Annotated in this window: 21 protein-coding genes; 14 read left to right on the top strand and 7 right to left on the bottom strand. The window is 73.4% G+C overall.

Annotation, left to right across the window (positions count from 1 at the left end):
* The first annotated feature begins 155 nt into the window (after positions 1 to 155).
* Together ahcY and ACQP04_RS31190 are read left to right on the top strand one after the other, a co-directional pair.
* Entirely contained in the window at positions 156 to 1,658 is a 1,503-nt protein-coding gene (gene ahcY, locus ACQP04_RS31195) for an adenosylhomocysteinase (protein WP_433504086.1), read from the top strand.
* 172 nt (positions 1,659 to 1,830) lie between these two features.
* Positions 1,831 to 2,313 (top strand): NUDIX domain-containing protein, encoded by a 483-nt coding sequence (locus ACQP04_RS31190; RefSeq protein ID WP_433504085.1) that lies wholly within the window; start codon positions 1,831 to 1,833, stop codon positions 2,311 to 2,313.
* Positions 2,314 to 2,368: 55 nt separating this feature from the next.
* Here the strand turns inward: ACQP04_RS31190 and ACQP04_RS31185 are convergent, their stop codons facing one another.
* The gene (locus ACQP04_RS31185; protein WP_433504084.1) at positions 2,369 to 3,004 is read right to left on the bottom strand and encodes a dTMP kinase; all 636 of its coding nucleotides are present in this window, start codon (positions 3,002 to 3,004) and stop codon (positions 2,369 to 2,371) included.
* 107 nt (positions 3,005 to 3,111) lie between these two features.
* Between ACQP04_RS31185 and ACQP04_RS31180 the strand changes: the two genes are divergently transcribed.
* The 8 genes from ACQP04_RS31180 (at position 3,112) to secA (ending at position 15,729) form a co-directional block, all read left to right on the top strand.
* Positions 3,112 to 6,180, top strand: coding sequence for a DUF3427 domain-containing protein (locus ACQP04_RS31180; protein ID WP_433504083.1), 3,069 nt, complete (start codon positions 3,112 to 3,114; stop codon positions 6,178 to 6,180).
* 66 nt (positions 6,181 to 6,246) lie between these two features.
* On the top strand, positions 6,247 to 6,396 hold the full coding sequence (locus ACQP04_RS31175; protein ID WP_433504082.1) for a hypothetical protein: 150 nt from the start codon (positions 6,247 to 6,249) through the stop codon (positions 6,394 to 6,396).
* A gap of 77 nt (positions 6,397 to 6,473) precedes the next feature.
* The gene (mtrA, locus tag ACQP04_RS31170) at positions 6,474 to 7,151 is read left to right on the top strand and encodes an MtrAB system response regulator MtrA (RefSeq protein WP_037053966.1); all 678 of its coding nucleotides are present in this window, start codon (positions 6,474 to 6,476) and stop codon (positions 7,149 to 7,151) included.
* A gap of 27 nt (positions 7,152 to 7,178) precedes the next feature.
* Entirely contained in the window at positions 7,179 to 8,942 is a 1,764-nt protein-coding gene (gene mtrB, locus ACQP04_RS31165; RefSeq protein ID WP_433504081.1) for an MtrAB system histidine kinase MtrB, read from the top strand.
* A complete protein-coding gene (locus ACQP04_RS31160) occupies positions 8,939 to 10,663 on the top strand; it encodes an LpqB family beta-propeller domain-containing protein (RefSeq protein ID WP_433504080.1) in 1,725 nt (574 codons plus the stop codon). The genes mtrB and ACQP04_RS31160 overlap by 4 nt, the downstream gene beginning before the upstream one ends.
* 144 nt (positions 10,664 to 10,807) lie before the next feature.
* Positions 10,808 to 11,692 (top strand): ComF family protein, encoded by an 885-nt coding sequence (locus ACQP04_RS31155; protein ID WP_433504079.1) that lies wholly within the window; start codon positions 10,808 to 10,810, stop codon positions 11,690 to 11,692.
* A 141-nt stretch (positions 11,693 to 11,833) separates the two neighbouring features.
* Positions 11,834 to 12,526: a ribosome hibernation-promoting factor, HPF/YfiA family gene (hpf, locus tag ACQP04_RS31150; protein ID WP_433504078.1), complete on the top strand. Its 693-nt coding sequence runs from the start codon at positions 11,834 to 11,836 to the stop codon at positions 12,524 to 12,526.
* A 251-nt stretch (positions 12,527 to 12,777) separates the two neighbouring features.
* Complete coding sequence (gene secA / locus ACQP04_RS31145) at positions 12,778 to 15,729, top strand: preprotein translocase subunit SecA (protein WP_433504077.1); 2,952 nt, start codon at positions 12,778 to 12,780, stop codon at positions 15,727 to 15,729.
* A 580-nt stretch (positions 15,730 to 16,309) separates the two neighbouring features.
* Here the strand turns inward: secA and ACQP04_RS31140 are convergent.
* Positions 16,310 to 16,732 carry an Rv3235 family protein gene (locus ACQP04_RS31140; RefSeq protein ID WP_433504076.1) on the bottom strand — a complete coding sequence of 141 codons (423 nt, stop codon included), beginning with the start codon at positions 16,730 to 16,732 and terminating at the stop codon, positions 16,310 to 16,312.
* 598 nt (positions 16,733 to 17,330) lie between these two features.
* On the opposite strand from ACQP04_RS31140, the gene ACQP04_RS31135 reads away from it, so the two are divergent.
* A complete protein-coding gene (locus tag ACQP04_RS31135; RefSeq protein WP_433504075.1) occupies positions 17,331 to 17,747 on the top strand; it encodes a MarR family winged helix-turn-helix transcriptional regulator in 417 nt (138 codons plus the stop codon).
* The gene (locus ACQP04_RS31130) at positions 17,744 to 18,118 is read left to right on the top strand and encodes an HAD-IA family hydrolase (protein ID WP_433504074.1); all 375 of its coding nucleotides are present in this window, start codon (positions 17,744 to 17,746) and stop codon (positions 18,116 to 18,118) included. The genes ACQP04_RS31135 and ACQP04_RS31130 overlap by 4 nt, the downstream gene beginning before the upstream one ends.
* Before the next feature lie 49 nt (positions 18,119 to 18,167).
* On the opposite strand, the gene ACQP04_RS31125 is transcribed toward ACQP04_RS31130, so the two are convergent.
* The 3 genes from ACQP04_RS31125 to ACQP04_RS31115 form a co-directional block, all read right to left on the bottom strand.
* A complete protein-coding gene (locus ACQP04_RS31125) occupies positions 18,168 to 18,395 on the bottom strand; it encodes an antitoxin (RefSeq protein WP_433504073.1) in 228 nt (75 codons plus the stop codon).
* A gap of 44 nt (positions 18,396 to 18,439) precedes the next feature.
* Positions 18,440 to 19,660, bottom strand: a complete 1,221-nt coding sequence (locus ACQP04_RS31120) for an alpha-hydroxy acid oxidase (protein WP_433504072.1) — start codon at positions 19,658 to 19,660, stop codon at positions 18,440 to 18,442.
* A gap of 184 nt (positions 19,661 to 19,844) precedes the next feature.
* On the bottom strand, positions 19,845 to 20,600 hold the full coding sequence (locus ACQP04_RS31115; RefSeq protein WP_433504071.1) for a TrmH family RNA methyltransferase: 756 nt from the start codon (positions 20,598 to 20,600) through the stop codon (positions 19,845 to 19,847).
* 36 nt (positions 20,601 to 20,636) lie between these two features.
* Here ACQP04_RS31115 and ACQP04_RS31110 point away from each other — a divergent pair, with 36 nt between their 5' ends.
* Entirely contained in the window at positions 20,637 to 22,049 is a 1,413-nt protein-coding gene (locus tag ACQP04_RS31110; RefSeq protein ID WP_433504070.1) for a WS/DGAT/MGAT family O-acyltransferase, read from the top strand.
* A gap of 16 nt (positions 22,050 to 22,065) precedes the next feature.
* Positions 22,066 to 22,578, top strand: coding sequence for a DUF6912 family protein (locus ACQP04_RS31105; RefSeq protein ID WP_433504069.1), 513 nt, complete (start codon positions 22,066 to 22,068; stop codon positions 22,576 to 22,578).
* 814 nt (positions 22,579 to 23,392) lie between these two features.
* On the opposite strand, the gene ACQP04_RS31100 is transcribed toward ACQP04_RS31105, so the two are convergent.
* Positions 23,393 to 24,205, bottom strand: a complete 813-nt coding sequence (locus ACQP04_RS31100) for a crotonase/enoyl-CoA hydratase family protein (RefSeq protein WP_081924629.1) — start codon at positions 24,203 to 24,205, stop codon at positions 23,393 to 23,395.
* A 12-nt stretch (positions 24,206 to 24,217) separates the two neighbouring features.
* A complete protein-coding gene (locus ACQP04_RS31095) occupies positions 24,218 to 24,985 on the bottom strand; it encodes an enoyl-CoA hydratase/isomerase family protein (RefSeq protein ID WP_433504068.1) in 768 nt (255 codons plus the stop codon).
* Positions 24,986 to 24,995: the final 10 nt, after the last annotated feature.

Here is a 24,995-nt window from a genome sequence, read left to right as displayed (position 1 = left end):
GGACGGATCCGTCCGCCACGCTCGGTCCGCGGACTGACGACGAGAAGGGCGCCTCCACCGTTCCGGGAGGAGGCCCGTGTCGTGCCGATCGTCCACCGCCAGCACCGCGGGGCCCTCCCGTCTGCCCTGACCGCAGCACGAGGAGACAGTTCACGATGACCGCCAGCATCACCGACCCGCACGGCCGGCTGCAGGAGCGCAACGGCCTCGACTTCGCCGTCGCCGACCTCGGCCTGCACGAGTTCGGCCGCAAGGAGATCCGGCTCGCCGAGAACGAGATGCCGGGGCTGATGGCGCTGCGCCGCGAGTACGCCGAGGCCAAGCCGCTGCACGGCGCCCGGGTCGCCGGCTCGCTGCACATGACGGTGCAGACCGCCGTCCTGATCGAGACCCTGGTCAGCCTGGGCGCCGACGTCCGCTGGGTCTCCTGCAACATCTTCTCCACGCAGGACCACGCCGCCGCCGCGATCGTCGTCGGCCCGCACGGCACCCCCGAGGAGCCGAAGGGCGTGCCGGTCTTCGCGTGGAAGGGCGAGACGCTCGCCGAGTACTGGTGGGCCACCGAGCAGCTGTTCAACTTCCGGGACTCCAGCGGCGAGCTCGTCGGCCCGAACATGATCCTCGACGACGGCGGCGACGCCACCCTGCTCGTCCACAAGGGCGTCGAGTTCGAGAGGACCGGCGTGGTGCCCACGGTCGACGACGAGGACCTCACGGTCTCGGAGGAGTACCGGGTCATCCTCGACGTCCTGCGCCGCTCGCTCGCGGAGAACCCGCAGAAGTGGACCACGGTCGCGTCGGACATCCGCGGCGTCACCGAGGAGACCACGACCGGCGTGCACCGGCTCTACCAGCTGGCCGAGCAGGGACTGCTGCTCTTCCCGGCGATCAACGTCAACGACTCGGTCACCAAGAGCAAGTTCGACAACAAGTACGGCATCCGGCACTCGCTGATCGACGGCATCAACCGGGGCACGGACGTGCTGATCGGCGGAAAGGTGGCCGTGGTCTGCGGCTACGGCGACGTCGGCAAGGGCTCGGCGGAGGCGCTGTCCGGCCAGGGCGCACGGGTCATCGTCACCGAGGCGGACCCGATCTGCGCGCTGCAGGCGCTGCTCGAGGGCTACCAGGTCGCGCGCCTGGAGGACGTCATCGAGCAGGCCGACATCGTCATCACGACGACGGGCAACAAGGACATCGTCACCGTCGACCTGATGAAGAAGATGAAGCACCAGGCGATCCTCGGGAACGTCGGGCACTTCGACAACGAGATCGACATGGCCGGGCTCGCCCGCATCGAGGGCATCATCCGGATCAACATCAAGCCGCAGGTCGACGAGTGGGTATTCCCGGACGGCCACTCCATCCTGGTGCTGTCCGAGGGCCGGCTGATGAACCTGGGCAACGCGACCGGGCACCCGTCCTTCGTGATGAGCAACAGCTTCTCGAACCAGGTGATCGCGCAGGTCGAGCTGTTCACCAAGCACGAGGAGTACAACAAGGACGTCTACCGGCTGCCGAAGGTCCTCGACGAGAAGGTCGCGAAGATCCACGTGCAGGCGCTGGGCGGCGAGCTCACCAAGCTCACCAAGGACCAGGCCGAGTACATCGGCGTCGACGTCGAGGGCCCGTTCAAGCCGGAGCACTACCGGTACTGAGCGCGGAGCGTGCGGAGCGCGCGTCGGCACTGGGCGCGGAGCGTGCGGAGCGCGCGTCGGCACTGGGCGCGGAGCGTGCGGAGCGCGCGTCGGCACTGGGCGCGGAGCCTGCGGAGGGCGGGTCAGCACCGAGTTCTGGTTGGGGCGGCGGTCGTCGGGTTAGGGTTGACTGATGACCGCCGCTCCCCTTCCCGAGCCGATCCCGACGGGCTCCAGCGGGGACGGCTGGCAGTACTGCGCCCACGGCCACAAGCACTGGGGGCTGTACGGAGCGGCGGGCCTGCTGGTCCGCTCCGGCGACCTGGTGCTGCTCCAGCACCGGGCGCTGTGGAGCCATCACGGCGGTACCTGGGGCATCCCCGGTGGCGCGCGGCACTACGGCGAGTCCGCGGAGTCGGCGGCCCGGCGCGAAGCCGCGGAGGAGTCGGAGCTCGACACCGGCCCGCTGGTCGAGACCGCCCGGTTCGTCGACGACCACGGCGGCTGGAGCTACACCACGGTCGTCGTCTGCGCGGCCGAGGCGCTGCCGGTGGCGATCCGCGGCGGGGAGAGCGTCGAGTTCTCCTGGTTCCCCGCGGCATCGCTCGGCACGTCCGAGGGCCCGCAGCTGCACCCGGGTTTCGCCGCCTCCTGGCCCCGCGTCTCCACCCTGTGAGCGCCGACTGCCCCTGGAGCGGCAGTTGCCACTCACAACGCCCGCTGACCTGCGATTACCGCAGGAGTGTGGCCGCGAGAGCGGGGATGTCGGTGTCGCCCTCAAGCACGGTCCACGGGCTGAGCCACTCCGCGGCCGCGAGCTCCCGGTAGACGGCGTCGGTGCGTTCCTGCAGCCCCTCGTCGGACTCGTAGGCGTCGCGCGCCCGATCCGGATCGGCCGCCGCCCGCCGTTGCGCCCGCTCCGCGGCCACCTCCCGCGGGGTGGCGAGCAGCAGCTGGTGGTCCGGCACGGGGACGCCGAAGCGCGCGATCTCCAGCTCCCGCACCCAGCCGACGACCTCGCCGTCCGCCCTCTGCTTCAGCCGTGCCGCGTTGTAGGCGGCGTTGCTCGCGACGTACCGGTCCACCAGGACGACGTCGTGCGCGCCGAGGAGCTCCCGCAGCTCGGGCGCGGCGTCGCGGCGGTCGAGGGCGAACAGCACGGCCATCCCGTGTACCGAGTCGGCGAGGTCGCCGAGCCGCCCGTACAGGGCGTCGCGCGCCAGCTCGGCGTGGACGTCGGCCTCGTAGCGGGGAAAGGCCAGGGTGGCGACGCGTGCGCCGCGCTCCTGCAGCGCGGTCACCAGCGCGGCGGTCAGCGTGGCCTTGCCGGACCCGTCCAGCCCCTCGATCACGATCAGCCGCCCCACGGAGCCGGACGGTAGCGGAGCGCGCGCCGGTCGTCCGACGTCACCCGATAGCGTGGCCGCCTCGCTGATCTCGAGGGGTGCGCCGGCGGGCGCGGGTGGGGGACGGTGTGCTGAACGAGGGCGTGCACGAACGGCTGCGCACGACGGGGCTCGAGGCCGACCTGGCGCGCGTCGCCGAGCTGGTCCCGCAGTGGGCGTCGGTCGAAGAGGCGGACCAGGCCGAGGTGTTGACCCGGCACGTCGCGGCAGCCGTCGAACGCGCACTGAAGGCGACGCCGTCGGAGGCCGGTCGGGTGGATCTGGTCAACCGCCTGCTCGATCGACTGGATGAGCACGACCAGAGCCTCGCGGACGCCGTCCAACAGCTCGTGGTGCTGACCCGGCGGATCGCGCCCGGGGTGCACCAGCTGGTCCGGCCGGTGACCCCGCTGTCGTCGGCGGCGCTGCTGACCAACGCGCACGGCGAGCCGTCGCTGATGGCGGCGCTGAACTCGGAGCTGGTCTCCGCCGACCGGGTCGACCTGCTCTGCGCCTTCATCCGCTGGCACGGCCTGCGGGTACTCGGCGACGAGCTGGCGCGGCTGCGCGAGCGCGGGATCCCGTTCCGCGTGATCACCACGACCTACATGGGCGCCACCGAGCAGCGTGCCGTCGACGAGCTGGTCCGCCGCTACGGGGCCGAGGTGAAGATCAGCTACGCCAGCGCGTCGACCCGGCTGCACGCGAAGGCCTGGTTGTTCCGGCGGAACTCGACCTTCGACACCGCCTTCGTCGGCAGCAGCAACCTGTCGCGCTCGGCGCTGGTCGACGGCCTGGAGTGGAACGTCCGGCTGTCCTCGGTCGGCACCGGGCACCTGATCCGGAAGTTCGAGACCACCTCCGACAGCTACTGGGCGAACCCGGAGTTCGTGCCGTACGACCCGGACGACCCGGCCGACGTCGAGCGGCTGGCGCAGGCGCTGGGCCGCAACCGGGTGGACGTCGCCCCGCTCACGGGGCTCGAGGTCACCGCGCGGCCGCACCAGGCGCAGATCCTCGAGGCGCTCGCCGCCGAGCGGGACCTGCACGACCGGCACCGCAACCTCGTCGTCGCGGCGACGGGCACGGGAAAGACGGTCGTCGCCGCGCTCGACTACGCCCGGCTCCGGCGCGAGCTGCCGCGCGACCGGCTGCTGTTCGTGGCGCACCGCAAGGAGATCCTCGACCAGTCCCGCCGCACGTACCGGGCGGTGCTGGCCGACGGCGCGTTCGGCGAGGTCCATGTCGACGGTGAGCGGCCGGAGCGCTGGACGCACGTGTTCGCGAGCGTGCAGTCGCTGCACGCGTACGGGATCGACCGGCTCCCGCCCGACCACTTCGACGTGGTCGTCGTCGACGAGTTCCACCACGCCGAGGCCGCGACCTACCGCCGGCTGCTGGCCCGCCTGCAGCCTCGGGAGCTGCTCGGCCTGACGGCGACGCCCGAACGCACCGACGGCACGGACGTCCGGCACTTCTTCGACGGCCGCAGCGCCTTCGAGCTCCGGCTCTGGGACGCCCTCGACGCCGACCTGCTCGTCCCCTTCCACTACTTCGGGGTGGCCGACGAGGTGGACCTGCGCGGCGTCGAGTGGAAGCGCGGCTCCTACGACTCCGCGGCGCTCGACACCCTCTACACCGGGAACGACCTGCGGGCGGCGATGGTCGTCCGGCACGTGCGCGACAAGGTCACGGACGTCCGGTTGATGCGCGCGCTCGGCTTCTGCGTCTCCGTGGCCCACGCGGAGTACATGGCGGAGGTGTTCACGCGGGCCGGCATCCCGAGCCTCGCGGTCTCCGGGGCGACGCCGCGGCCCGAGCGCCAGGAGGCCCTGCGCCGGCTGCGCGAGCGCGAGGTGAACAGCCTGTTCGCCGTCGACCTCTTCAACGAGGGCCTCGACATCCCCGAGATCGACACCGTCCTGCTGCTGCGGCCCACCCAGAGCGCCACCGTGTTCCTGCAGCAGCTCGGCCGCGGGCTGCGGCGGGCGCCGGGCAAGGCGGTGCTCACGGTGCTGGACTTCATCGGGCAGCACCGCCGCGAGTTCCGGTTCGACCTGCGGTACCGGGCGCTGACCGGCAGCTCGCGGCGCCGGCTGATCGAGGACGTCGAGCAGGGCTTCCCGTACCTGCCCGCGGGGTCCGCGCTGGTCCTCGACCCGGTCGCCCGGCGGACGGTGCTCGAGAACGTGAAGGGGCAGCTGCGGCTGCGGAAGGCCGACCTGGTGGCCGACGTCCGCTCGTACGGCGACGTCGGATTGGCCGACTACCTGCGCGAGGCGGACCGGGACCTGGCCGACGTCTACCGCTCCGGCGGCTCGTGGACGGCGCTGCGCCGCGAGGCCGGGCTGCCCGCGCCCGACGCCGGTCCGGGCGAGGCCGCGCTGCTCAAGCGGCTGGCCCTGTTCACGCACGTCGACGACCCCGAGCGGGCGTCCGTCTACGCGCAGCTCGCCGACCCCGCCGGCCCGCGCTACGCCGACCTGACCGAGCGCGAGCAGCGGCTCGCCCGGATGCTGTTCTTCCTGGTCTGGCCGGACCGCGGCGGCTTCGCGCACTACGAGGAGGGCCTCGCCCACCTGCGCCGGCACCCCGCCGTGTGCGCCGAGCTGTGCGAGCTCATCGCCCTGACCCTCGACCGGGCGCGGCACGTCCCGCGCTCCCTCGGCGAGGGGCTGCAGCACGTGCCGCTGCAGAGCCACGCGCACTACCGGCGGGAGGAGGTGCTCGCCGCGCTGGACTGGGCGTCGCTCGAGCGGAAGGCGCACGGGCACGCGGCCGGCGTGGTCTGGGCGCCGGAGACGCGCACGGACGCCTTCTTCGTCAACCTCCGCAAGACCGAGCGGGACTTCTCGCCGACCACGATGTACCGCGACCACGCCCAGCGGCCCGACCTCTTCCACTGGGAGTCGCAGAACGCCACGACCGTCGCCTCCGAGACCGGGCAGCGGTACCTGCACCACCGGGAGCGGGGCACGCACGTCGCCCTGTTCGTGCGCGAGACGAAGAACGACGACATCGGCGCCGCCCCGTTCCTCTGCCTCGGGACCTGCGAGTACGTCTCGCACGAGGGCGAGAAGCCGATCGCGATGGTCTGGCGGCTGCGCCGGGAGATGCCCGGGGAGACCTTTGTCGCGGCGAGCGTGGTGGCGGGCTGATCTGGTCAGGTCTGGTCTCACCGGGAGGCGCGCGCTGCGCTGGCCGACGGCGCCAACCCGCTGTTCGTGTCTGCCGCTGCGGCCCTCCCGGCCCACCACCGCGATCCCTTCGACCGCGTGCTCGTCGCTCAGTCCGGGCTCGAAGGGCTGACGCCGGTCATGGCCGATCCGGCGATCGACGCGTACAAGGTCGTCGTCCTCCCCGCGGCGGAGTGACCCCCGGGCGGTGATCGACACGCGCCGAGTCGCGGGTCGGAACAGGACTGTCGGACCTCAGTGGGATGCTTCCTCCCATGAAGTCGCGCGTTCTGGTGGTCGACGACGACCCGGCCCTGGCCGAGATGCTGACCATCGTCCTGCGGGGCGAGGGCTTCGACACCGCCGTGGTCGGGGACGGGACCCGGGCGCTGCCCGCCGTTCGGGACATGCGTCCGGACGTCGTGCTGCTCGACCTCATGCTGCCCGGCATGAACGGGATCGACGTCTGCCGGGCCATCCGCGCCGAGTCGGGCGTGCCGATCGTGATGCTCACGGCGAAGAGCGACACCGTGGACATCGTGCTGGGCCTGGAGTCCGGCGCGGACGACTACGTGGTCAAGCCGTTCAAGCCGAAGGAGCTGGTCGCGCGCATCCGGGCGCGGGTGCGGCGCACCGAGGCCGAGCCGGCCGAGCAGCTCACGATCGGCGATGTCGAGATCGACGTGCCGGCGCACCAGGTCACTCGCAAGGGCGAGCGGATCGCGCTCACCCCGCTCGAGTTCGACCTGCTCGTGGCACTCGCCCGCAAGCCGCGGCAGGTCTTCACCCGCGAGGTGCTGCTCGAGCAGGTGTGGGGCTACCGGCACGCCGCGGACACCCGGCTGGTCAACGTGCACGTCCAGCGGCTGCGGTCCAAGGTCGAGAAGGACCCCGAGCACCCGGAGGTCGTGCTGACCGTCCGCGGGGTCGGGTACAAGGCGGGGCCGCCGTGATGACGTCCCCGTGTCACTGAGGCACCCGTGTCCGTGAGGTCCTTCGTCGCGCGGCTGCCGCTCGCCCGGCGGGCGAAGCGGGCGGCGGCGTCGGCCGGCGTGCTCGTCTCCGAGATCCGCGCGGTCGCGCTGGCGGCGTGGCGCCGCTCGCTGCAGCTGCGCGTCGTCGTCTCGACCCTCGCCCTGTCCACCGCCGTCTCGCTCGTCCTGGGCCTGGTGCTGCAGACCCAGATCGCGGACAGGCTGCTGCAGGGCAAGTTCGACGCGGCCATCGCGCAGGCCGAGTCCGCGCGTGTGATCTCCGAGCGCGACCTGTCCGGCGTCGACCCGGACCGCGAGGGCGCGCAGGGCACCCTGAACAACGCCCTGGACCAGCTCACCAACCAGTCCACGGCCGACGCGGCGGGCGCACCCACCGCGGGGGAGTTCCGCGCCGCGCTGACCACGGGCACCGGGAGCGGCCCGGAGATCTCGGCGGGCAACCTCGACGACGTCTCGCCCGAGCAGCGGCAGACCGTCGCGAACGGGGCCCTGTCCACGCAGTACACCACCGTGGACGGCATCCCGACGCTCGTCGTGGGCCAGCCGGTGCGCACCGCCGGGCGCGAGCTGCAGCTGTACCTGATGTTCCCGCTCGACGCGGAGCAGCGGACCCTCGGCCTGGTCCAGAGCACCCTGATCGTCGGTGGGCTGGTGCTGATCCTGCTGCTCGCCGGCATCGCCAGCCTGGTCACCCGGCAGGTGGTGCGGCCCGTCCGGCAGGCCGCCGAGGTGGCCGAGCGGTTCGCCGAGGGGCACCTCGACGAACGCATGCCCGTGCACGGCGAGGACGAGGTCGCGCGGCTGTTCGAGTCGTACAACGAGATGGCGAGCAGCATCCAGACCCAGATCCGCCAGCTCGAGGAGTTCGGCGCCCTGCAGCGCCGCTTCACCTCGGACGTCAGCCACGAGCTGCGCACGCCGCTCACCACCGTGCGCATGGCCGCGGACATCCTCTACGCCTCCCGGGACGAGCTGCTCCCGGCGCTGCGCCGCAGCTCGGAGCTGCTGGTCACCGAGCTGGACCGGTTCGAGACGCTGCTCGGCGACCTGCTGGAGATCTCGCGGCTCGACGCCGGCGTGGCCGAGCTGGGCACCGACCGGCTGGACATGCGGCACGTCGTCTCCCGGGCGGTGGAGGCGGTCCGCGGGCTGGCGGAGGAGTCGGGCACGCCCCTGGTCCTCGACCTCCCCGGGGACGTCTACGCCGAGGTCGACTCGCGGCGGGTCGAGCGCATCGTGCGCAACCTCGTCGCCAACGCGATCGACCACGGCGAGGGCCGGCCGGTGCACGTCACCCTGGCCGGCGACGAGCACGCCGTCGCCGTGGTGGTCCGCGACCACGGCGTCGGGCTGCGGCCGGGCGAGGCCGGGCTGGTGTTCAACCGCTTCTGGCGCGCCGAGGAGTCCCGGGCGCGGCGCAGCGGCGGCAGCGGCCTGGGCCTGTCGATCAGCCTGGAGGACGCCCGGCTGCACGGCGGCTGGCTGCAGGCCTGGGGCGAGCCGGGCCGCGGCTCGGCCTTCCGGCTCACCCTGCCCCGCACCGAGGGGGACCTGCTCGAGTCCAGCCCGCTGCCGCTGCAGCCCGAGGGCGACGACCCGGACACCGGGCACCCACTCCCGGCCTCGGTCCCGACCCCGCCGTGGGGCACGCCGATCCCGGCCGAGCTGCGCGACGGGGGGACCGCCGCGGACGACGACGCCGTCGAGCCCGCCGAACCGGCCGTCCTGGACCCGCGGGGGGACCGGTGACCCGCCGGCTGCTGCTGATCCTGGCCGCGCTGCTCGCCCTGACCACCGGGTGCGCGAGCGTGCCCGGCGAGTCGTCGGTGCAGGTCCTGCGCAAGGTCACGGACGGCGACTCCCCGGGCATCCCGGCCGGGCCGGTCGAGGGCACCAACCCCCTCGACCTGGTCCGCGGCTTCGTCTACGCCTCGGGCAGCACGGTGGACAGGCACGGGGCGGCCCGCCGGTTCCTCACCCAGGAGGCCTCGCAGGGCTGGGACGACGGCGACTCCCTGACCGTGCTCGACGAGCAGTTCGACACCGTCTACCCGCCCACGAGCAGCACCGATCCCGACACCGCGACCGTGCGCATCCGCGGCGACCGGGTCGGCTCGCTCGACTCGCTCGGCGCCTTCGAGCCCGCCGAGGCGCCCGTGGAGATCGACGTGACGGTGCGCCGCGCCGACGGGCAGTGGCGGATCGACCGGCTCCCGGCCGGCGTGCTCGTGCGGCTCTCGGACTTCCGCACCAACTTCCGCACCGTGAAGGGGTACTTCGTCGACCCCGCCCGGCGGGCGACCGTCGCCGACCTGCGGTACCTCCCGGCCGTGCCCGCGCAGGCGCTGCCGTCGCGGACCGTCGACATGCTGCTGACCGGCCCGTCGCCCGCGCTGCAGGACGCCGCCGAGTCCGTGGTGCCGCCGTCGGCCCGGTTGCGCACCAACGTCACCGAGTCCCCGGACGGGGCGCTGATCGTCGACCTCACGCAGGTCGGCGACCTCGACGAGGCCCGCCGCCGCCTCATCGCGGCGCAGTTCGTGCAGACCCTCGCCGAGATCAACGTCCCGCGGGTGCGGCTGCTCGTCGACGGCGCGCCGCTCCTGGCCGGCAGGCCCGACCTCACGGCCGACGACGTCGCCGGGGCCGGCGCCTCGGTGCAGCCCGGGGCGGACGCCCCCGCCCTGGTCGTGACGGGTGGCCGCGTGCGGGCGCTGCCCGGCGGCGAGCCGCTCAACGGACAGGCGGGCAACGGGTCCTTCGACATCGCGTCGGCCGCGACCACCCCGGACGGCGCGCGCATCGCCGTGGTCGCCCGGGACGACGGGCGGGTGCGGCTGCTGGTCGGGCCCACGGACGGGATGCTGGAGGCGGTGTCGCTGTCCGGCTCGTCGCTGTCCCGGCCGACCTGGACCCCGACCGGCGGCGAGGTGTGGACGGTGCTGGGCGGCGGCCCGGGCGCGGTCGTCGCGCGGGTCACCGTGGACCAGACCGGGGTGGTGCGGACCGGGCAGGTCAACGTCTCCGCGCTCACCGCGCTGGGCCCGCTCACCGACCTGCGGTTGTCGCGCGACGGCATGCGGGTCGCCGCGGTCGTCGACGGCGGCCTCGTCACCGGGGCGGTCGTGCGGGCGGCCGACGGCGACGTCGCGGTGCGCAACGTCCGGCGGCTGCGCCCGTCGGACCTCTCCGACGTCGTCGGCGTGGACTGGCGGGCGGACGAGTCGCTCATCGTGGTCACGGCCCGGTCGGACCGCCCGGTGTCGCTCGTGTCGTCCGACGGGCTGACCCTCCAGCTGGTGCCGGGCAGCAACCTGACCCCGCCGCTCAAGGCCGTGACCGCCGCGTCGAGCCGGCCGTTCCTGGTCGCGGACCAGGGCGGGATCTGGAGCTACGACGGCGGCGAGCTCGACAGCTGGCGGCAGGTGCTCGGCGCGGCGCCGGACGGGGTGCCGCTCTACCCGGGCTGAGCCGGGTCGGCTCCACGCAGGACCGTGGTGTGAACGACCGTGTGGACGACGTGGGAGCTGGGGGCGAGGCCGGATCTGTGGACAACCCGGCCCGTGCGCCCCGATTCGGGCGGGGCCGTCGGTGCGGGCGGCCAGGGTGGGGGCATGGCTCGCCCCGTCACCGTCCCGCACCGGCTTGGACCGACCCCGGATCCGGCACCGCTCCCGCCTCTGCGCCTGGACCCGCACCTGGCCCCGCACCTGGCCCCGCGCCTGCTCCTCGCCGGCCTGCTCGACCTGCTGCTGCCCGGCTCGTGCGGCGGCTGCGGCGCGGGCGGGGCGGGCTGGTGCCCGGAGTGCACCGCGCGGTTGCCGAACCCGCACCGCGTCGTCCTGCCCGGGGCGCCGGAGACCCTCGCCGCCGGCCGGTACCGCGGGCCGCTGCGCACCGCCCTGCTCGCCTACAAGGAGCGGGGCCGCCGCGACCTGGCCGCGCCGTTGGCGGCGGTGCTCGCCCCGCTCGTACCGCCCGGCGCGCTCCTCGTGCCCGCGCCCTCGCGGCCCGCGGCGGCCCGGGCGCGCGGCGGCGACCACGTGCTGCGGCTGTGCCGGCGGATCGCGCCCGGGCGGACCCTCCGGCTGCTCGGGCTGGCCCGCCGGACCCGGGACTCCCTCGGGCTCGACGCCGCGGGGCGGGCCGCGAACCTCGCCGGGCGGGTGTTCGTGCGGTCGCCGGACAACCCACCCGATGCGGTGGTGCTCGTCGACGACGTGGTGACCACCGGGGCCACGCTCCGTGCCTGCGCCGGGGCCCTGGCGGAGGTCGGGATCGGGGTCGCGGGGGCGGTCGTGCTGTGCGACGCGAGCAGCCGGACGGACCGCCGGCACCGGGCGGGCGAGGCCTCGCCGCAGGCCCGGGCAACCCCACCACGATACGTGTTTGCGCAGGTCAGGGAAAGAGAAACCGTCGATTTCGCCCGGTTCGGCGTCACTCGTCGCTCAGGACTGTTGCCAAAGCGTGATGCGCACTACCGTGCCTGGCACACGTAACCCAGACCACAACGGGAGGGGAACACCGATCGTCCGCTTCGGGTCTCCCCAGGGTCACGCCCCGCTGTCGCGCCCCTTGAGCCGGTAGGCCCGAAAACACCGCCCCGACGCCGAGAACGCACGGAGAGCGAGGGAAGTCGAGTGGAGATCGTCGTCACCGGCCGGAACGTGGAGGTCCCGGATCACTTCCGGATCCACGTCGAGGAGAAGTTGTCCCGCCTCGAACGGTACGACCACAAGATCGTCGGTATGGAGGTCGAGCTCTTCCACGAGCCGAACCGCCGCCAGGCCAAGATCTGTCAACGCGTCGAGATCACGGGACGGGGCCGGGGGCCCGTCGTTCGCGCCGAGGCGTGTGCGCAGGACTTCTACGGAGCACTGGACTGTGCGGTGTCCAAGCTGGAGAGCCGGATGCGGCGCTCCCACGACCGCCGACGGCTGAACGACCGCCGCTCCCGCGTGATGGCGGGCCGGGGCGGGTCCGCCGTCGCACTCCTGGACACGCTGCCGGAGACCGAGGAGATGCTCGGCGCCGCGGAGGTCGAGGTGCCCCGGCCCCGCGGGCACGCCGAGCACCTCGACGACCTGCCGGGCGCCGGCCCCGAGGTGACCGGGTACGACGCGACCGACAGCGAGGAGGACGAGAACGTCCCGGGCCGCATCGTGCGGCGCAAGCAGCACTCGGACGAACCGATCAGCGTCGACGAGGCGCTCTCCCGGATGGAGCTGGTCGGCCACGACTTCTACCTCTTCGCCGACGCCGAGAGCGGCACGCCCTCGGTCGTCTACCGGCGCAGGGGATACGACTACGGCGTGATCAGTCTCGGCGGCTGATCGGGAGGACCCACCGGCCCTGCCCACGAGGGCGTCGGGGTGCGGCACTCCGCCGCGCCCCGGCGTCCGCCCACCGCACGACCCCGGAACCCACACGGGTCCGGGGTCGTTGCACGGTGAGGGGTCGCCGCGCCGATGGCTACCATGGTTCGCGGGTGTCTGCCGTGCGCCGGCGTCCGCCCCGGTCCTCCGGCGCCCGTCGGGGCCCGCAGGACCGCGCCCGAGACCGCGATCGCGAATGAGGTCGACCAGTGCCGTTGTTGAACCGCCTGCTCCGTGCCGGTGAGACGAAGCTGGTGAAACGGCTCGGCAGGATCGCCGCGCACATCGACTCGCTCGAGCCCGAGATCGAGCCCCTGTCCGACGCCGAGCTGCGCGCGAAGACGGACGAGTTCCGCGAGCGGCACGCCGACGGGGAGAGCCTCGACGACCTGCTGCCGGAGGCCTTCGCCGTCGTCCGCGAGGCGGCGAAGCGCACGCTCGGCCAGCGCCCCTTCCCGGTCCAGCTGATGGGTGGCGCGGCGCTGCACCTGGGCAACGTCGCGGAGATGCGCACCGGTGAGGGCAAGACCCTGACCTGTGTCATGCCCAGCTACCTCAACGCCATCTCCGGCGGGGGCGTGCACGTCGTCACCACGAACGACTACCTGGCCCGCCGCGACTCGGAGAACATGGGCCGGATCCACCGGTTCCTCGGCCTGTCGGTCGGCGTGATCCTCGCCGAGATGACCCCGGCGCAGCGCCGCGAGATGTACGCCGCGGACGTCACCTACGGGACGAACAACGAGTTCGGCTTCGACTACCTGCGCGACAACATGGCGTGGAACTCCGCCGACATGGTGCAGCGCGGGCACAACTTCGCGATCGTCGACGAGGCGGACTCCATCCTCATCGACGAGGCCCGCACCCCGCTGATCATCTCCGGTCCGGCCGAGCAGAGCGCCCGCTGGTACCAGGAGTTCGCGCGGATGGCGCCGCTGCTGAAGAAGGACGTCCACTACGAGGTGGACGAGCGCAAGCGCACGATCGGCGTCACCGAGGACGGCGTGGCGTTCGTCGAGGACCAGCTCGGCATCGACAACCTCTACGAGGCGGCCAACACCCCGCTCGTCGGCTACCTGAACAACGCCCTGAAGGCCAAGGAGCTGTTCAAGAAGGACAAGGACTACATCGTCCGGGACGGCAACGTCCTGATCGTCGACGAGTTCACCGGCCGCGTGCTGGCCGGGCGCCGCTACAACGAGGGCATGCACCAGGCCATCGAGGCCAAGGAGAAGGTGGACATCCAGGCGGAGAACCAGACCCTGGCCACCATCACGCTGCAGAACTACTTCCGCCTCTACGACAAGCTCTCGGGCATGACCGGTACCGCCGAGACCGAGGCGGCCGAGCTGCACCAGACGTACAGCATGCACGTCGTCGTCATCCCGACGAACCGCGAGATGATCCGTATCGACCAGGCGGACCTCATCTACAAGACCGAGGCGGCCAAGTTCGAGGCGGTTGCCGACGACATCGCCGAGAAGCACCACAAGGGCCAGCCGGTTCTCGTCGGCACGACGAGTGTCGAGAAGTCCGAGTACCTGTCGAAGCTGCTGCTGCAGCGCCAGGTCCCGCACGAGGTGCTCAACGCGAAGCACCACGAGCGCGAGTCGATGATCGTCGCGCAGGCGGGGCACGCCGGCGCCGTCACGGTCGCCACGAACATGGCGGGCCGCGGTACGGACATCATGCTCGGCGGCAACCCGGACTTCCTCGCCGACCTGGAGCTGCGCGGCCGCGGGCTGGACCCGGTGGAGCACCGCGAGGCGTACGAGGCGGCCTGGGACGAGACCCTCGCGCGGATGAAGAAGCAGGTGGCGGCCGAGGCCGAGGAGGTGCGCGAGGCCGGCGGGCTGTACGTGCTCGGCACCGAGCGACACGAGTCGCGGCGCATCGACAACCAGCTGCGCGGTCGTTCCGGCCGCCAGGGCGACCCCGGCGAGTCCCGGTTCTACCTGTCGCTGGGCGACGAGCTCATGCGGCGGTTCAACGGCGCCATGGTCGAGTCGATCATGAACCGTTTCAACCTGCCCGAGGACGTCCCGATCGAGGCCAAGATGGTCACGCGGGCGATCCGCAGCGCTCAGACACAGGTCGAGCAGCAGAACTTCGAGATCCGCAAGAACGTCCTCAAGTACGACGAGGTGCTCAACCAGCAGCGCAAGGTCATCTACGCCGAGCGCCGCCGGGTCCTCGCCGGTGAGGACGTCCAGGCGCAGACGCGGCACATGCTGCACGACGTGATCACCGCGTACGTGCAGGGCGCCACCGCCGAGGGCTACGCCGAGGACTGGGACCTCGACAAGCTCTGGACCGCGCTCGGCCAGCTGTTCCCGATCTCGATCAAGTGGCAGGACCTCGTCGACGGCGACCCGGAGGAGGGCGGGCTCGACGAGCTCACCGCCGAGCGCATCACGGACGCGGTCATCGAGGACGCCGAGCGCGCCTACTCGGTGCGCGAGGCCGAGATGGACGCGATGATCGGTGCGCAGGGCGGGATGCGGGAGCTCGAGCGGCAGGTCCTCATGCAGGTCATCGACCGCAAGTGGCGCGAGCACCTCTACGAGATGGACTACCTCAAGGAGGGCATCGGCCTGCGGGCGATGGCCCAGCGCGACCCGGTGATCGAGTACCAGCGCGAGGGCTACGACATGTTCACCGCGATGCTCGACGGCATCAAGGAGGAGACGGTCGGGCACCTGTTCAACGTCGTGGTGCAGGTCCAGGAGTCGCCGGGGGCCGAGGCCGTGCCGGCCGGGACCGCGGCGGGGGCCGCGGCGGCGGGTCAGAACGGCGCGCAGAACGGAGCCGGTCAGAACGGTGCCGGTGCCCAGCAGGGCACGCGGGCGGCCGTGGCGAGCGCGCCGGCCGCCGCCGAGCCCGTCACCAGCCGGATCCCGCGGGTGGCCGCGCAGGCCGCCGACGGCCGCCCGGACGACACCCCCACCTCGGTCCTCCCGGCCGCCTTCCGCGCCGGCCCGCCGCAGCAGAACCTCAGCTACAGCGGCCCGAGCGACGACGGCGGCGAGGTCGTCACCCGCGACGGCGGCCAGCGGGCTGGAGGCCAGCGGGGCGGCGGCGCACAGCGCCAGCCGCAGGGTGCCGGCGGCAACCGCGCCGAGCGGCGCCGCCAGGAGCGGGCCTCGCGCAAGCAGCGCTGAGCGGCTCTCCGCGAGTTGCCCGCTGAGCGGGCGGCGCTCGGCGGGTCGCGCGGGCGGTGCTGATCGCGTCTCGCGCGAGTAGGGCCCGCATGCGAGCAGTGTTGGGCGGGGCCGCACGCGAGCACCGCCGAGCGGGCCGTGCGAGCAGGTGGGCCGCGTGCGAGCAGCGCTCTGCGGGCCTCGCCTGCGGATCCGGCATGCCTCGGGCGGTGTTCGCACATCCGTGGTGGAGGCCTGGCCCACGTGTGACGTTCGCGGCACACCTCGTCGACGGGGTGTGGCGCGTCCAGGTGGGTGCGTGAGCGGCGGTCGTCGGTCCGGGTGGACGCGGCGACTCGAAGGTGGCGAGCTTCGGCAGCGAAGCGCAGCCCGAGGCCCAGCGGCGACGTCCTCGCACACCCTGCCGAGCCGACCACACCCGGTCGACGGGTTGTGAAGCCGACCTGGCAGGTGTGCCGGGTGTCCTGGATGAAGGTGTGACAGCCAAAGTGGGTGTGCGGGGCACCGGTGACGCCGGAGCGCGGCAGGCACCTCACCAGTCTCCTTGCCCGATCAGCGCCTCCGCCAGGACCAGGCCAGTTCAGATCACCCGGAGGGCGACGCAACGCCACTCGCCCTGCCCGGTGAGCTCGAGACGGGCGGCGAGGGCGCGGACCCGGGTGCCGAACCGGCAGACGGCGGCGACCTCCGCGGCGGCGCGTCCCGGCAGGCTCACGTGCAGGGAGCGCAGGGACGCCCCTGCTGCGGCGGTGCGCCCGCGTCGCGGGAGGCCGGCGTTGACGTAGCGCAGCACCTCGGGTGCGGCGAACGGGGCCAGATGGTTCACGGGGCGGCGGCCGTCGAGCACCTCCAGCGCGGTGCGGACGACCAACTCCGCCCGACGCCGCGCCAGCAGCGCCCGTTCCCGCTCCCGGCGCAGGCGCCCGTCCGTGGGGCCGGCTCCCGCGTGCGACCCGTCGGTCCCGTTCGAGCCCTTGGGCGCGGGCGTCGGTGGTTCCTGCACAGCGGGCGACACAGCTCCGGTGGCTGCGACCGCGTCCTTCACCGCCGCCCTGCCGACCGCCGAGCCACCCTCGGGTCCCGAAGACGCGCCCTCGACCGCTGCCCTGCCGACCGCCGATGAGCCGCCCACAGGCCCCCTGAGCGCGTCCTTGGCCGCTGCGCTGCGGACGGTCGAGCTGCCCTCGGGTCCCGGAAGCGCGCCCTTGGCCGCTGCGCTGCAGACGGGCGAACCGCCCTCGGACCCTAGAGGTGCACCGATCGCCGCTCGGTCGACCGCCGAGCCGCTCTCAGGCCCCGAGCGCACGCCCTCGCCCGCGACCTCACACTTCGGCTCGGTTGCCGCCTCCCAGGCCGCTTCCCGCCTCTGCTCGACACCGAACGGGACGTCCCCCTCCGCCACCCACTCGCCGTCGTCGAACGGGACGGGGGACTCGAGGGCCGGCTCGTGGTCGACCGTCGCGAAGAGCGGGAGCATCGGGGCCGGGGCGGCGAGCGTCATGGCAGCAGCGTGCGAGCGGGACCACCATCACCGGACCGGATCGCGCTACTTCGTCGCCGAATCGTCTGGGCCCTGATCGTTCGTCAGCTAAGGTGCTGGCGTGGGTGAGCAGCCGCTGGACCGGCTCCTGGTCGCGACCGGCGCCACGCTCGCGCGGTTCCGGCAGCGGGTCGTCGCCGCGCACGGGCTGTCGGCGACCGCGCTCGATCTCCTCACCGTCCTGAGCAGCGAGGGCGGCCTGCCGCACCGCGAGCTCGCCGGGCGGCTCGGCCTCACCCCTGCGACCCTGACCCCGGTCGTCGACACTCTCGAGCGGGCCGGGGACGTCCGGCGCGAACGGGACGCGGACGATCGGCGGGTGGTGCGGGTGTACCTCACGGAGAGCGGCAGGCGCCGGCGGGAGACCGTTGGCGACCAGGTGGACCGCGCGCTGCGGGAGGTCGTGCCGCCGGAGGATCCGGCGGTGCGCCGCTACCTGGGCGAGGTCCTCGCGGCGCTGGAGGGGCGGCTGACGTGACGGGCTTCCGCGGGCTGATCCTCGACTACGGCGGCGTGCTCACCGACGGCCCGGAGATGGCGGACCTGCCGGTCCGGGCCCGGGCCGCGGGACTGCGCGTCGCGCTGCTCTCCGACGCCCACTCCGTGCCGGACGAGTACGTCGAGCGGTTCGACGCCGTCGTCCTCGGCGGTGCGACCGGCGCCCGCAAGCCCGATCCCGAGGCCTTCCGCCGGACCGCGCAGCTGCTGGGACTGGCGCCCGACGACTGCGTGGTCGTCGACGACCTGCCGATCAACGTCCGCGGGGCGAGTGCCGCCGGGGCCGTCGGCGTCCGGCACACCGACCCCGACTCGACGCTGCGCGAGCTGGACATCCTGTTCGACTGGTGAGAACGCGAACGGCGCCGCCCGGTCGGGCGGCGCCGTGGTGGTCAGGGGGTCACTGCTGCGGCGGGGGCGGCGGCTGCTCGCCCTCCGGGGCGGGCGGCGGCGCGGCCGCGGTGTTGCCTTCGCCGGTCCTCTCCTGCAGGAAGTCGACACCCTTGTCGATGTGCTCGTCGTGCCCGGCGTACTTCTGCTTGGCGGCCTCACCGGCCTTGTCGAGGCCCTGGTCGACCTTGTCGTCGTGCTGACCGATCAGCTCTTTCGCCTTGTCCAGGAATCCCATGCAGGCCACAGTGGCCCCAACTCCCCGAGAGCGCCACCCCGCCCTCACCCGATCGGGCGAAGCCGCGCGTGCTCGCGTCGAAGATCATCCACCGAGGTGACGCCGATGAGCTGCATGGTCCGGGTGATCTCGCCGGTCAGGATGTCCACCGCCTTGGCGACGCCGGCGCGTCCGCCCGCCATCAGCCCGTAGAGGTACGCGCGGCCCACCAGCGCTCCGCGCGCGCCGAGCGCGACGGCGGCCACGACGTCCGCCCCGTGCATGATGCCGGTGTCGACGTAGACCTCCGCGGAGTCGCCGACCTCCTGCACCGTCGGCTCGACGAGCTCGACGGGAACCGGGGCGCGGTCCAGCTGGCGGCCGCCGTGGTTGGACAGCAGCACCGCGTCGACGCCGGCGTCGACGACCCGGCGCGCGTCGGCCACGTTCTGGATGCCCTTGATCATCAACTTGCCCGGCCAGGCCCCGCGCAGCCACTCGACGTCGTCCATGGTCAGGGCGGGATCGAAGACCCGGTTGATGAGGTCGGCGACCGTGCCCTCGGTGCGCTCGAGCGTCGCGAAGGTGAGCGGCGAGGTGGTGAGCAGGTCGAACCACCAGTGCGGGTGCAGCGCCCCGTCGACGAACGTGCGCAGGGTCAGCGCCGGCGGGATCGTGAGGCCGTTGTGCACGTCCCGGCGCCGGTTGCCGCCGACGGGGGTGTCGACGGTGAGCATGAGGGTGTCGTAGCCGGCCGCGGCCGCGCGCTGGACCAGGTCCTTCGCGAACGCCCGGTCCCGCCACAGGTAGAGCTGGAACCACTTGCGCGCCGCCGGCGCGGCCTCGGCGACCTCCTCGATGGTCGTGGTGCCCATCGTGGAGAGTGTGTACGGGATGCCGACGTCGGCGGCGACGGACGCGACCGCTGGCTCGCCCTCGGTGCCCATCATGCGGGTGAAGCCGGTGGGCGCGAAGGCGAACGGCAGCGCCGAGCGCGCGCCGAGCATGTCCCGGCCCAGGTCGACGGTGCTGACGTCGCGCAGCACGGTCGGGGTGAACTCGACGCGGGACCAGGCCGCGCGCGCCCGGTTCAGCGAGAGCTCCCCGTCCGCCGCGCCGTCGGCGTAGTCGAACACCGCCCGCGGGGTGCGGCGGCGGGCGATCTCGCGCAGGTCGGCGATCGACGCCGCGCGGCGCAGGCGGCGCTCCGTGGCGTCGCGGACGAAGGGGGCGGGCCGGAGCAGGGGCAGCAGCTCTTTCGGCCTGGGCATCCGACGCTGAACCATCCCCCGAGGCTAGCCCCGCTGAAGCCCCGCTGACGCCCCGCTGATGAGCGAGCGGCGCGCTCGCTCACACCTACTGAGCGGAAGTGCCGTTTCGCTCATGAGGTGTGCCGCTGGATGCCCCGTGTGAGCGAGAGTGCCGTTCGCTCAGTAGGTATGAGCGAGAGTGCCGTTCGCTCAGCGAGGGTCAGCGGCGGCGGTGCAGCTCGTACGCGGCGACGGCGGCGGCGCTGGCGACGTTCAGCGACTCCACCCCGCCCATCAGCGGGATCGCGAGGAGGTCGTCGAGCAGCGGACGCACGGCGTCGGACAACCCGTCGGTCTCGTTGCCGAGGACCAGGGCGACCCGGGGCGGGAGGTCGGCGGTGAGCAGGTCCTCCCCGCCGGCGTCGAGCCCGAAGATCCCGAAGCCCGCCTCCCTGAGCTGGGCGAGCCCCTCCTCGGCGGTCGCGGAGCGGAGCACCGGCGCGGAGAACGCGACCCCCGCCGAGGCCTTGATCACCAGCGGGTCGATGGCGGGCACGCCGCGCCGGGGGAGGAGGACGCCGTCGAGACCCGCGCCCGTGGCCGTCCGGAGGATCATCCCGACGTTCGACGGGTTGGTGACCCGGTCGAGCACGAGCACCGAGGCCGGGCGGCGGGAACCGAGGTCGCACAGGAACACCGGCACCGGCGCCATCCGCGGCGCGACGACGTCCGCCAGCACGCCCTGGTCGTGCCGCCCGTTGCCGGCCAGGACCTTCACCCGGTGCGCGCTCGCCCGCTGCACCGGCACGCCGCGGCGGCGGGCGGCGTCGGTGATGGCGCGCACCGAGTCGCCCCGCGTGCCCTCCGCGATGATCACCTTGTCGACGGCCAGCGAGTCGTCGTCGAGCGCCTCGAGGACGGGCTTGCGGCCGTAGACCGTGATGAAGGAGTCCTTCGGCGAGACCGGCGTTGCCACCCGTGCAGGGTCGCACGCGCACGTAGGATCACGGCCATGCCGCCCCGGCTCTCCGCGCTCGACGCGTCGTTCCTCTACCTGGAGCAGGCGACCACGCCGATGCACGTGGGCGGCGTCGCCGTCTTCAAGCGCGCCGGCAAGGGCGGGCTCGACTACGAGAAGCTGGTCGGGCTCGTCGAGCAGCGGATCGCGCTGGTGCCGCGTTACCGGCAGAAGGTCAAGCACGTGCCGGGCAACCTGGCCCGGCCGGTGTGGGTCGACGACACCGAGTTCGACGTCGCGTACCACGTCCGGCGCTCCGCCTTGCCCCGCCCGGGCACGGACGAGCAGCTCAGCGAGCTCGTCGCCCGGCTGATGTCCCGGCCGCTGGACCACACGCGGCCGCTGTGGGAGATGTACCTGGTCGAGGGCCTGGAGAAGAACCGGGTCGCCGTCGTCACCAAGACCCACCAGGCCATGGTCGACGGCATCTCGGCGATCGACCTGTCCCAGGTGATCTTGGACGTCTCGCCCGACGCGCGGCCCGGCGTCGAGGAGGTGTGGATGCCGCGGCCGGAGCCGAGCGACCTGCGGTTGATCGCCGAGGCGGTGGGCGACGCCGTCGCCCGGCCCGGCGAGATCGTGGACAACGTCCGCGCCGCCACGGGCGACGCCGTCGCGACCGCCACGAAGCTCGCGGGCATGGCCGGCAAGCTGCTCACCATGGCTCGGACGGCGTCGCGCCCGGCGCCCGGCACGCCGCTCAACGTGCACATCTCCACGCAGCGCCGGTTCGCGATCGCCCGCACGGACCTCGAGGCGTACCGGCGGATCCGCGCCGCCCACGGATGCACGGTCAACGACGCCGTCCTCAGCGTGGTGTCCGGCGCCCTGCGGAACTGGCTGCTCTCCCGGGGCGAGCCGGTGACCTCGGGTGCCTCCGTACGCGCGATGGTGCCGATGTCGGTGCGTGGCGAGGCGGACGTGCCCAGCTCGGCGACCTCGGGCTCGCTCGGCAACCGCGTGTCGTCGTTCCTCGTCGACCTGCCGGTGGGCGAGCCCAGCCCGGTCGTGCGGCTGCACCACGTCACGCACGCGATGCGCGAGCACACCTCCACCGGGCAGAACGTCGGCGCCGACACCCTGGTCCGCATCGGCGGCTTCGCCCCGCCGACCCTGCACGCGCTGGGCGCCCGCGCCGCGAGCGGGATCTCCAAGCGGATCTTCAACCTGGTCGTGACGAACGTCCCCGGCCCGCAGTTCCCCCTCTACGCCGCCGGAGCGCGCATGCTGGAGATGTTCCCGGTCGTGCCGCTCGCCAAGGGGCAGGCGCTCGCGATCGGGCTGACCAGTTACGACGGTGGCGTGTACTACGGGTTCAACGGCGACCGGGACGGTATGCCGGACGTCGACGTCCTCGCCGGGCTGGTCGACGAGGCGTTGGACGAGTTGCTGGCCGCGAGCCGCTGAGAGCAGGAGAGAGACCGTGCGGATCTACATCCCCGGGACCTGGCCGATGCTGCGGAAGCTGGTCAAGACCGGACGGTTCGACCCGATCGGGGGGACCGCGTTCGCGCTGACCCCCCGGTTGCGGGAGGCCTACGTGTCCGGCGACGACGAGGAGCTGGAGTACGCCGCGATGGGCGAGGCGGCGCGGGCGTCGCTGCGCCTGCTCGCCGTCGAGTTCGGGCTGGGCGAGGACCAGGTGCCGGCCCGGAGGGTGGTGGTGGCCGCCGACCTCGACGACGTCACGCTGCGGCCGGACCTCGACGACGGCGCCGTCCGCATCTCCGGCGCCGTGCCGATGACCGCGATCGCAGCGGTGCACGTCGACGCCGAGGAGGCCGAGCACGCGGTGCGGGAGGCGGCGGCGGTCGTCGACAAGGCGGACCTGGGCGACCTCGACGCCGAGTTCCTCGTCGGCGAGGCCGAGGACCACGAGCTCGCCTGGTACTCCCCGGAGGAGATCGCTTTCCTGGTGGACCTCGGCGACCTGTGAGCGGCAACTGCCCCTAGAGGGGCAGTTGGCGCTCACGACCCCGGCTGAGCTGCGGAATGCCCGGGCGGCGAGCCCGGGCCGACGTGGGTCTGGTCTCGCCGACGCAGCCGGAGGCTGGCGGCACAACCGGCGGGGCGCTTCACATCCGGTCGGGCGGCCCGTCACACCTGGGTCGAGCGCGGCGCACCCGGTCGACGGCCTGTGAGTCGCTCAGGCGGGTGTGCCCGGTCGTCGACCTCTCGACCGGCCGACGGGCTCGCGGGAGCCGGCACACCCCGAGCTGCGCCGTACACCCCGTCGACGGGGTGTACGGAGGTTGTCGTGGGTGTGCGAGGGCACCGCAGCGGATGTGTGGCGCTCACACGGCTGTCCGAGCAGCCGGAGCGGGTGTGCCGGCCCCGATCGCGACGTCGGCCGACCGCGACATGGCGACGGCGCCCGCCGGCGGCCCAGCCGACCGCGACCAGGCCGACCGCAATGTCGGCTGACCGCGATGCCCCGCTGACCGCGATGCCCCGCTGACCGCGACTCCGGCCTTTTGCGGCGTCCCCCAGTGCCACTCGCCCACGACCCCGCCGACCCGGCCACACAGCCGCCGCCCCCCCGGCCGGCGCGGCGGGTCGCCGAGCTGTTCGCGCATTGCGACGGCCTCGGTGCGCGCGTGGACCGCGGGCCCCATCCGGCCGAGGTCCTGCTGCACGCCCTCCGCCTGCGTTGCACCCCCGCCGACCGCACCCGGCCACGACGCCCCACCCCAGCTCAGCCGGGGTCGTGAGTGGCAACCGCCCCTCTAGGGGCAGTTGCCACTCACGGGTCAGTCCGTGAACCTCGGGGCCCGCTTCTCGAAGGACGCGGTGACGGCCTCCACCTGGTTGGGGCTGCCGATGAGCGCGCCGATCTCGGTCTGCTCGGCGGCGAGCTGGGTGGCGGCGTCGACCCGGCCGGAGCTCTCCAGCAGGCGCTTGGCCGCGCGGACCGCGTGCGGGTTGCGCCCCGCGATCTCCCGGGCCAGCTCGAGGGCCGCCTTCCGGGGGTCGGGGTCGACCCGCGTGGCGAGGCCGAGCGCGACCGCCTCCTCGCCCCGCACCTTCCGGCCCGTGAACGTCAGCTCCTTGGCGACGTCGCGGCCCACGAGCTCGGGCAGCACCTGCGTGCCGGTCATGTCCGGGATCAGGCCCCACTTGACCTCGAGCACGGACAGCGACGCGTCGGGCGCGACGATCCGGATGTCCGCGCCGAGCGCGACCTGCAGCCCACCGCCCAGCGCGTTGCCGGTGATCGCGGCGATGACCGGCACCGGCACCTGCGCCCAGACGGACGCCGCTCGCTGCCCGGTGGCCTTGGCCGGCCCGTCGCCCGGTGGGAGATCGGCCGTGGCGGAGAGCCGCTGCCCGTCCCGCATCGCCTGGAAGGACCCGAAGTCGAGGCCGGCGCAGAAGTCCGGCCCTTCGCCGGACAGCACCACGGCCCGCAGCCCGGGCTCGGTCCGCAGCCGCTCGCCGGTGGTGACGAGGGCGGCGAACATCGCCGGGTCGAGGGCGTTGCGCTTCTCCGGCCGGGCGAGCCGGACGTCGGCCACCCCGTCCGTGATCTCGACGGTGACCCGCTGCGCGGACGTGTCGGACACCTCGGTCAACTCCTACCTCCCCGTGAACCGGGCCGGCCGCCGCTCCAGGAACGACGCGACCCCCTCGGCATGATCCTCCGACGCGAAGCACTCGGCGAGCGCCTCCCGCGTCGCGGCGACGTGGTCGGCCATTCCGACCCCGGCGCCGTCGAGCACGAGCTTCTTGGTCCGGGCCAGCGCGAAGGGCGACGCCGTCGCGATCTTCACCGCCAGCGCCCGCGCCGCCTCCGGAAGCTCCTCGGGCGAGTGCGACGACACCGCGAACCCCAGCGCCACGGCCTCGTCCGCGCCGAGGTCGTCCCCGGTGTAGAGCAGCCGCAAGGCGGCGGGCGTGCCGATCTGGCGCGGCAGCAGCCAGGATCCCGCGCCCGTGTCCGAGACGAGCCCGCGGTGCACGAAGTTCCACCGGAACCGCGCGCGGGTGGAGACGAGCCGCAGGTCGGCCTGGGTGGCGAACTCCGCGCCCATGCCGACGGCCATCCCGTCGACCGCGCAGATCACCGGTTTGGGGCACTCCATCAACGCCGGGATCTCCCGGGAGCGGACCGCGCCGCGCTCGTCCGGCGAGCGACCTGCCAGATCGGCCAGGTCGATCCCGGCGCAGAAACTGCCCGGCACGCCCGTGACGAGCAGCACCGTGACCTCGGGATCGTGCCCGGCCTCGTCGATGCGGGCCGTGAACTCCTCGAGCATGGCGTAGGTCATCGCCCCGCGTTTCGCGGGCCTGTCGATCGTCAGTGTGGCGACCCGCTCCGCCACCTCGTACCGGATCTCCTGCATCCGACCCCTT

It is taken from the genome of Pseudonocardia halophobica, from assembly GCF_050948485.1.
GTDB lineage: Bacteria > Actinomycetota > Actinomycetes > Mycobacteriales > Pseudonocardiaceae > Pseudonocardia > Pseudonocardia halophobica.
This window is presented reverse-complemented; position numbering and strand designations above follow the sequence as displayed.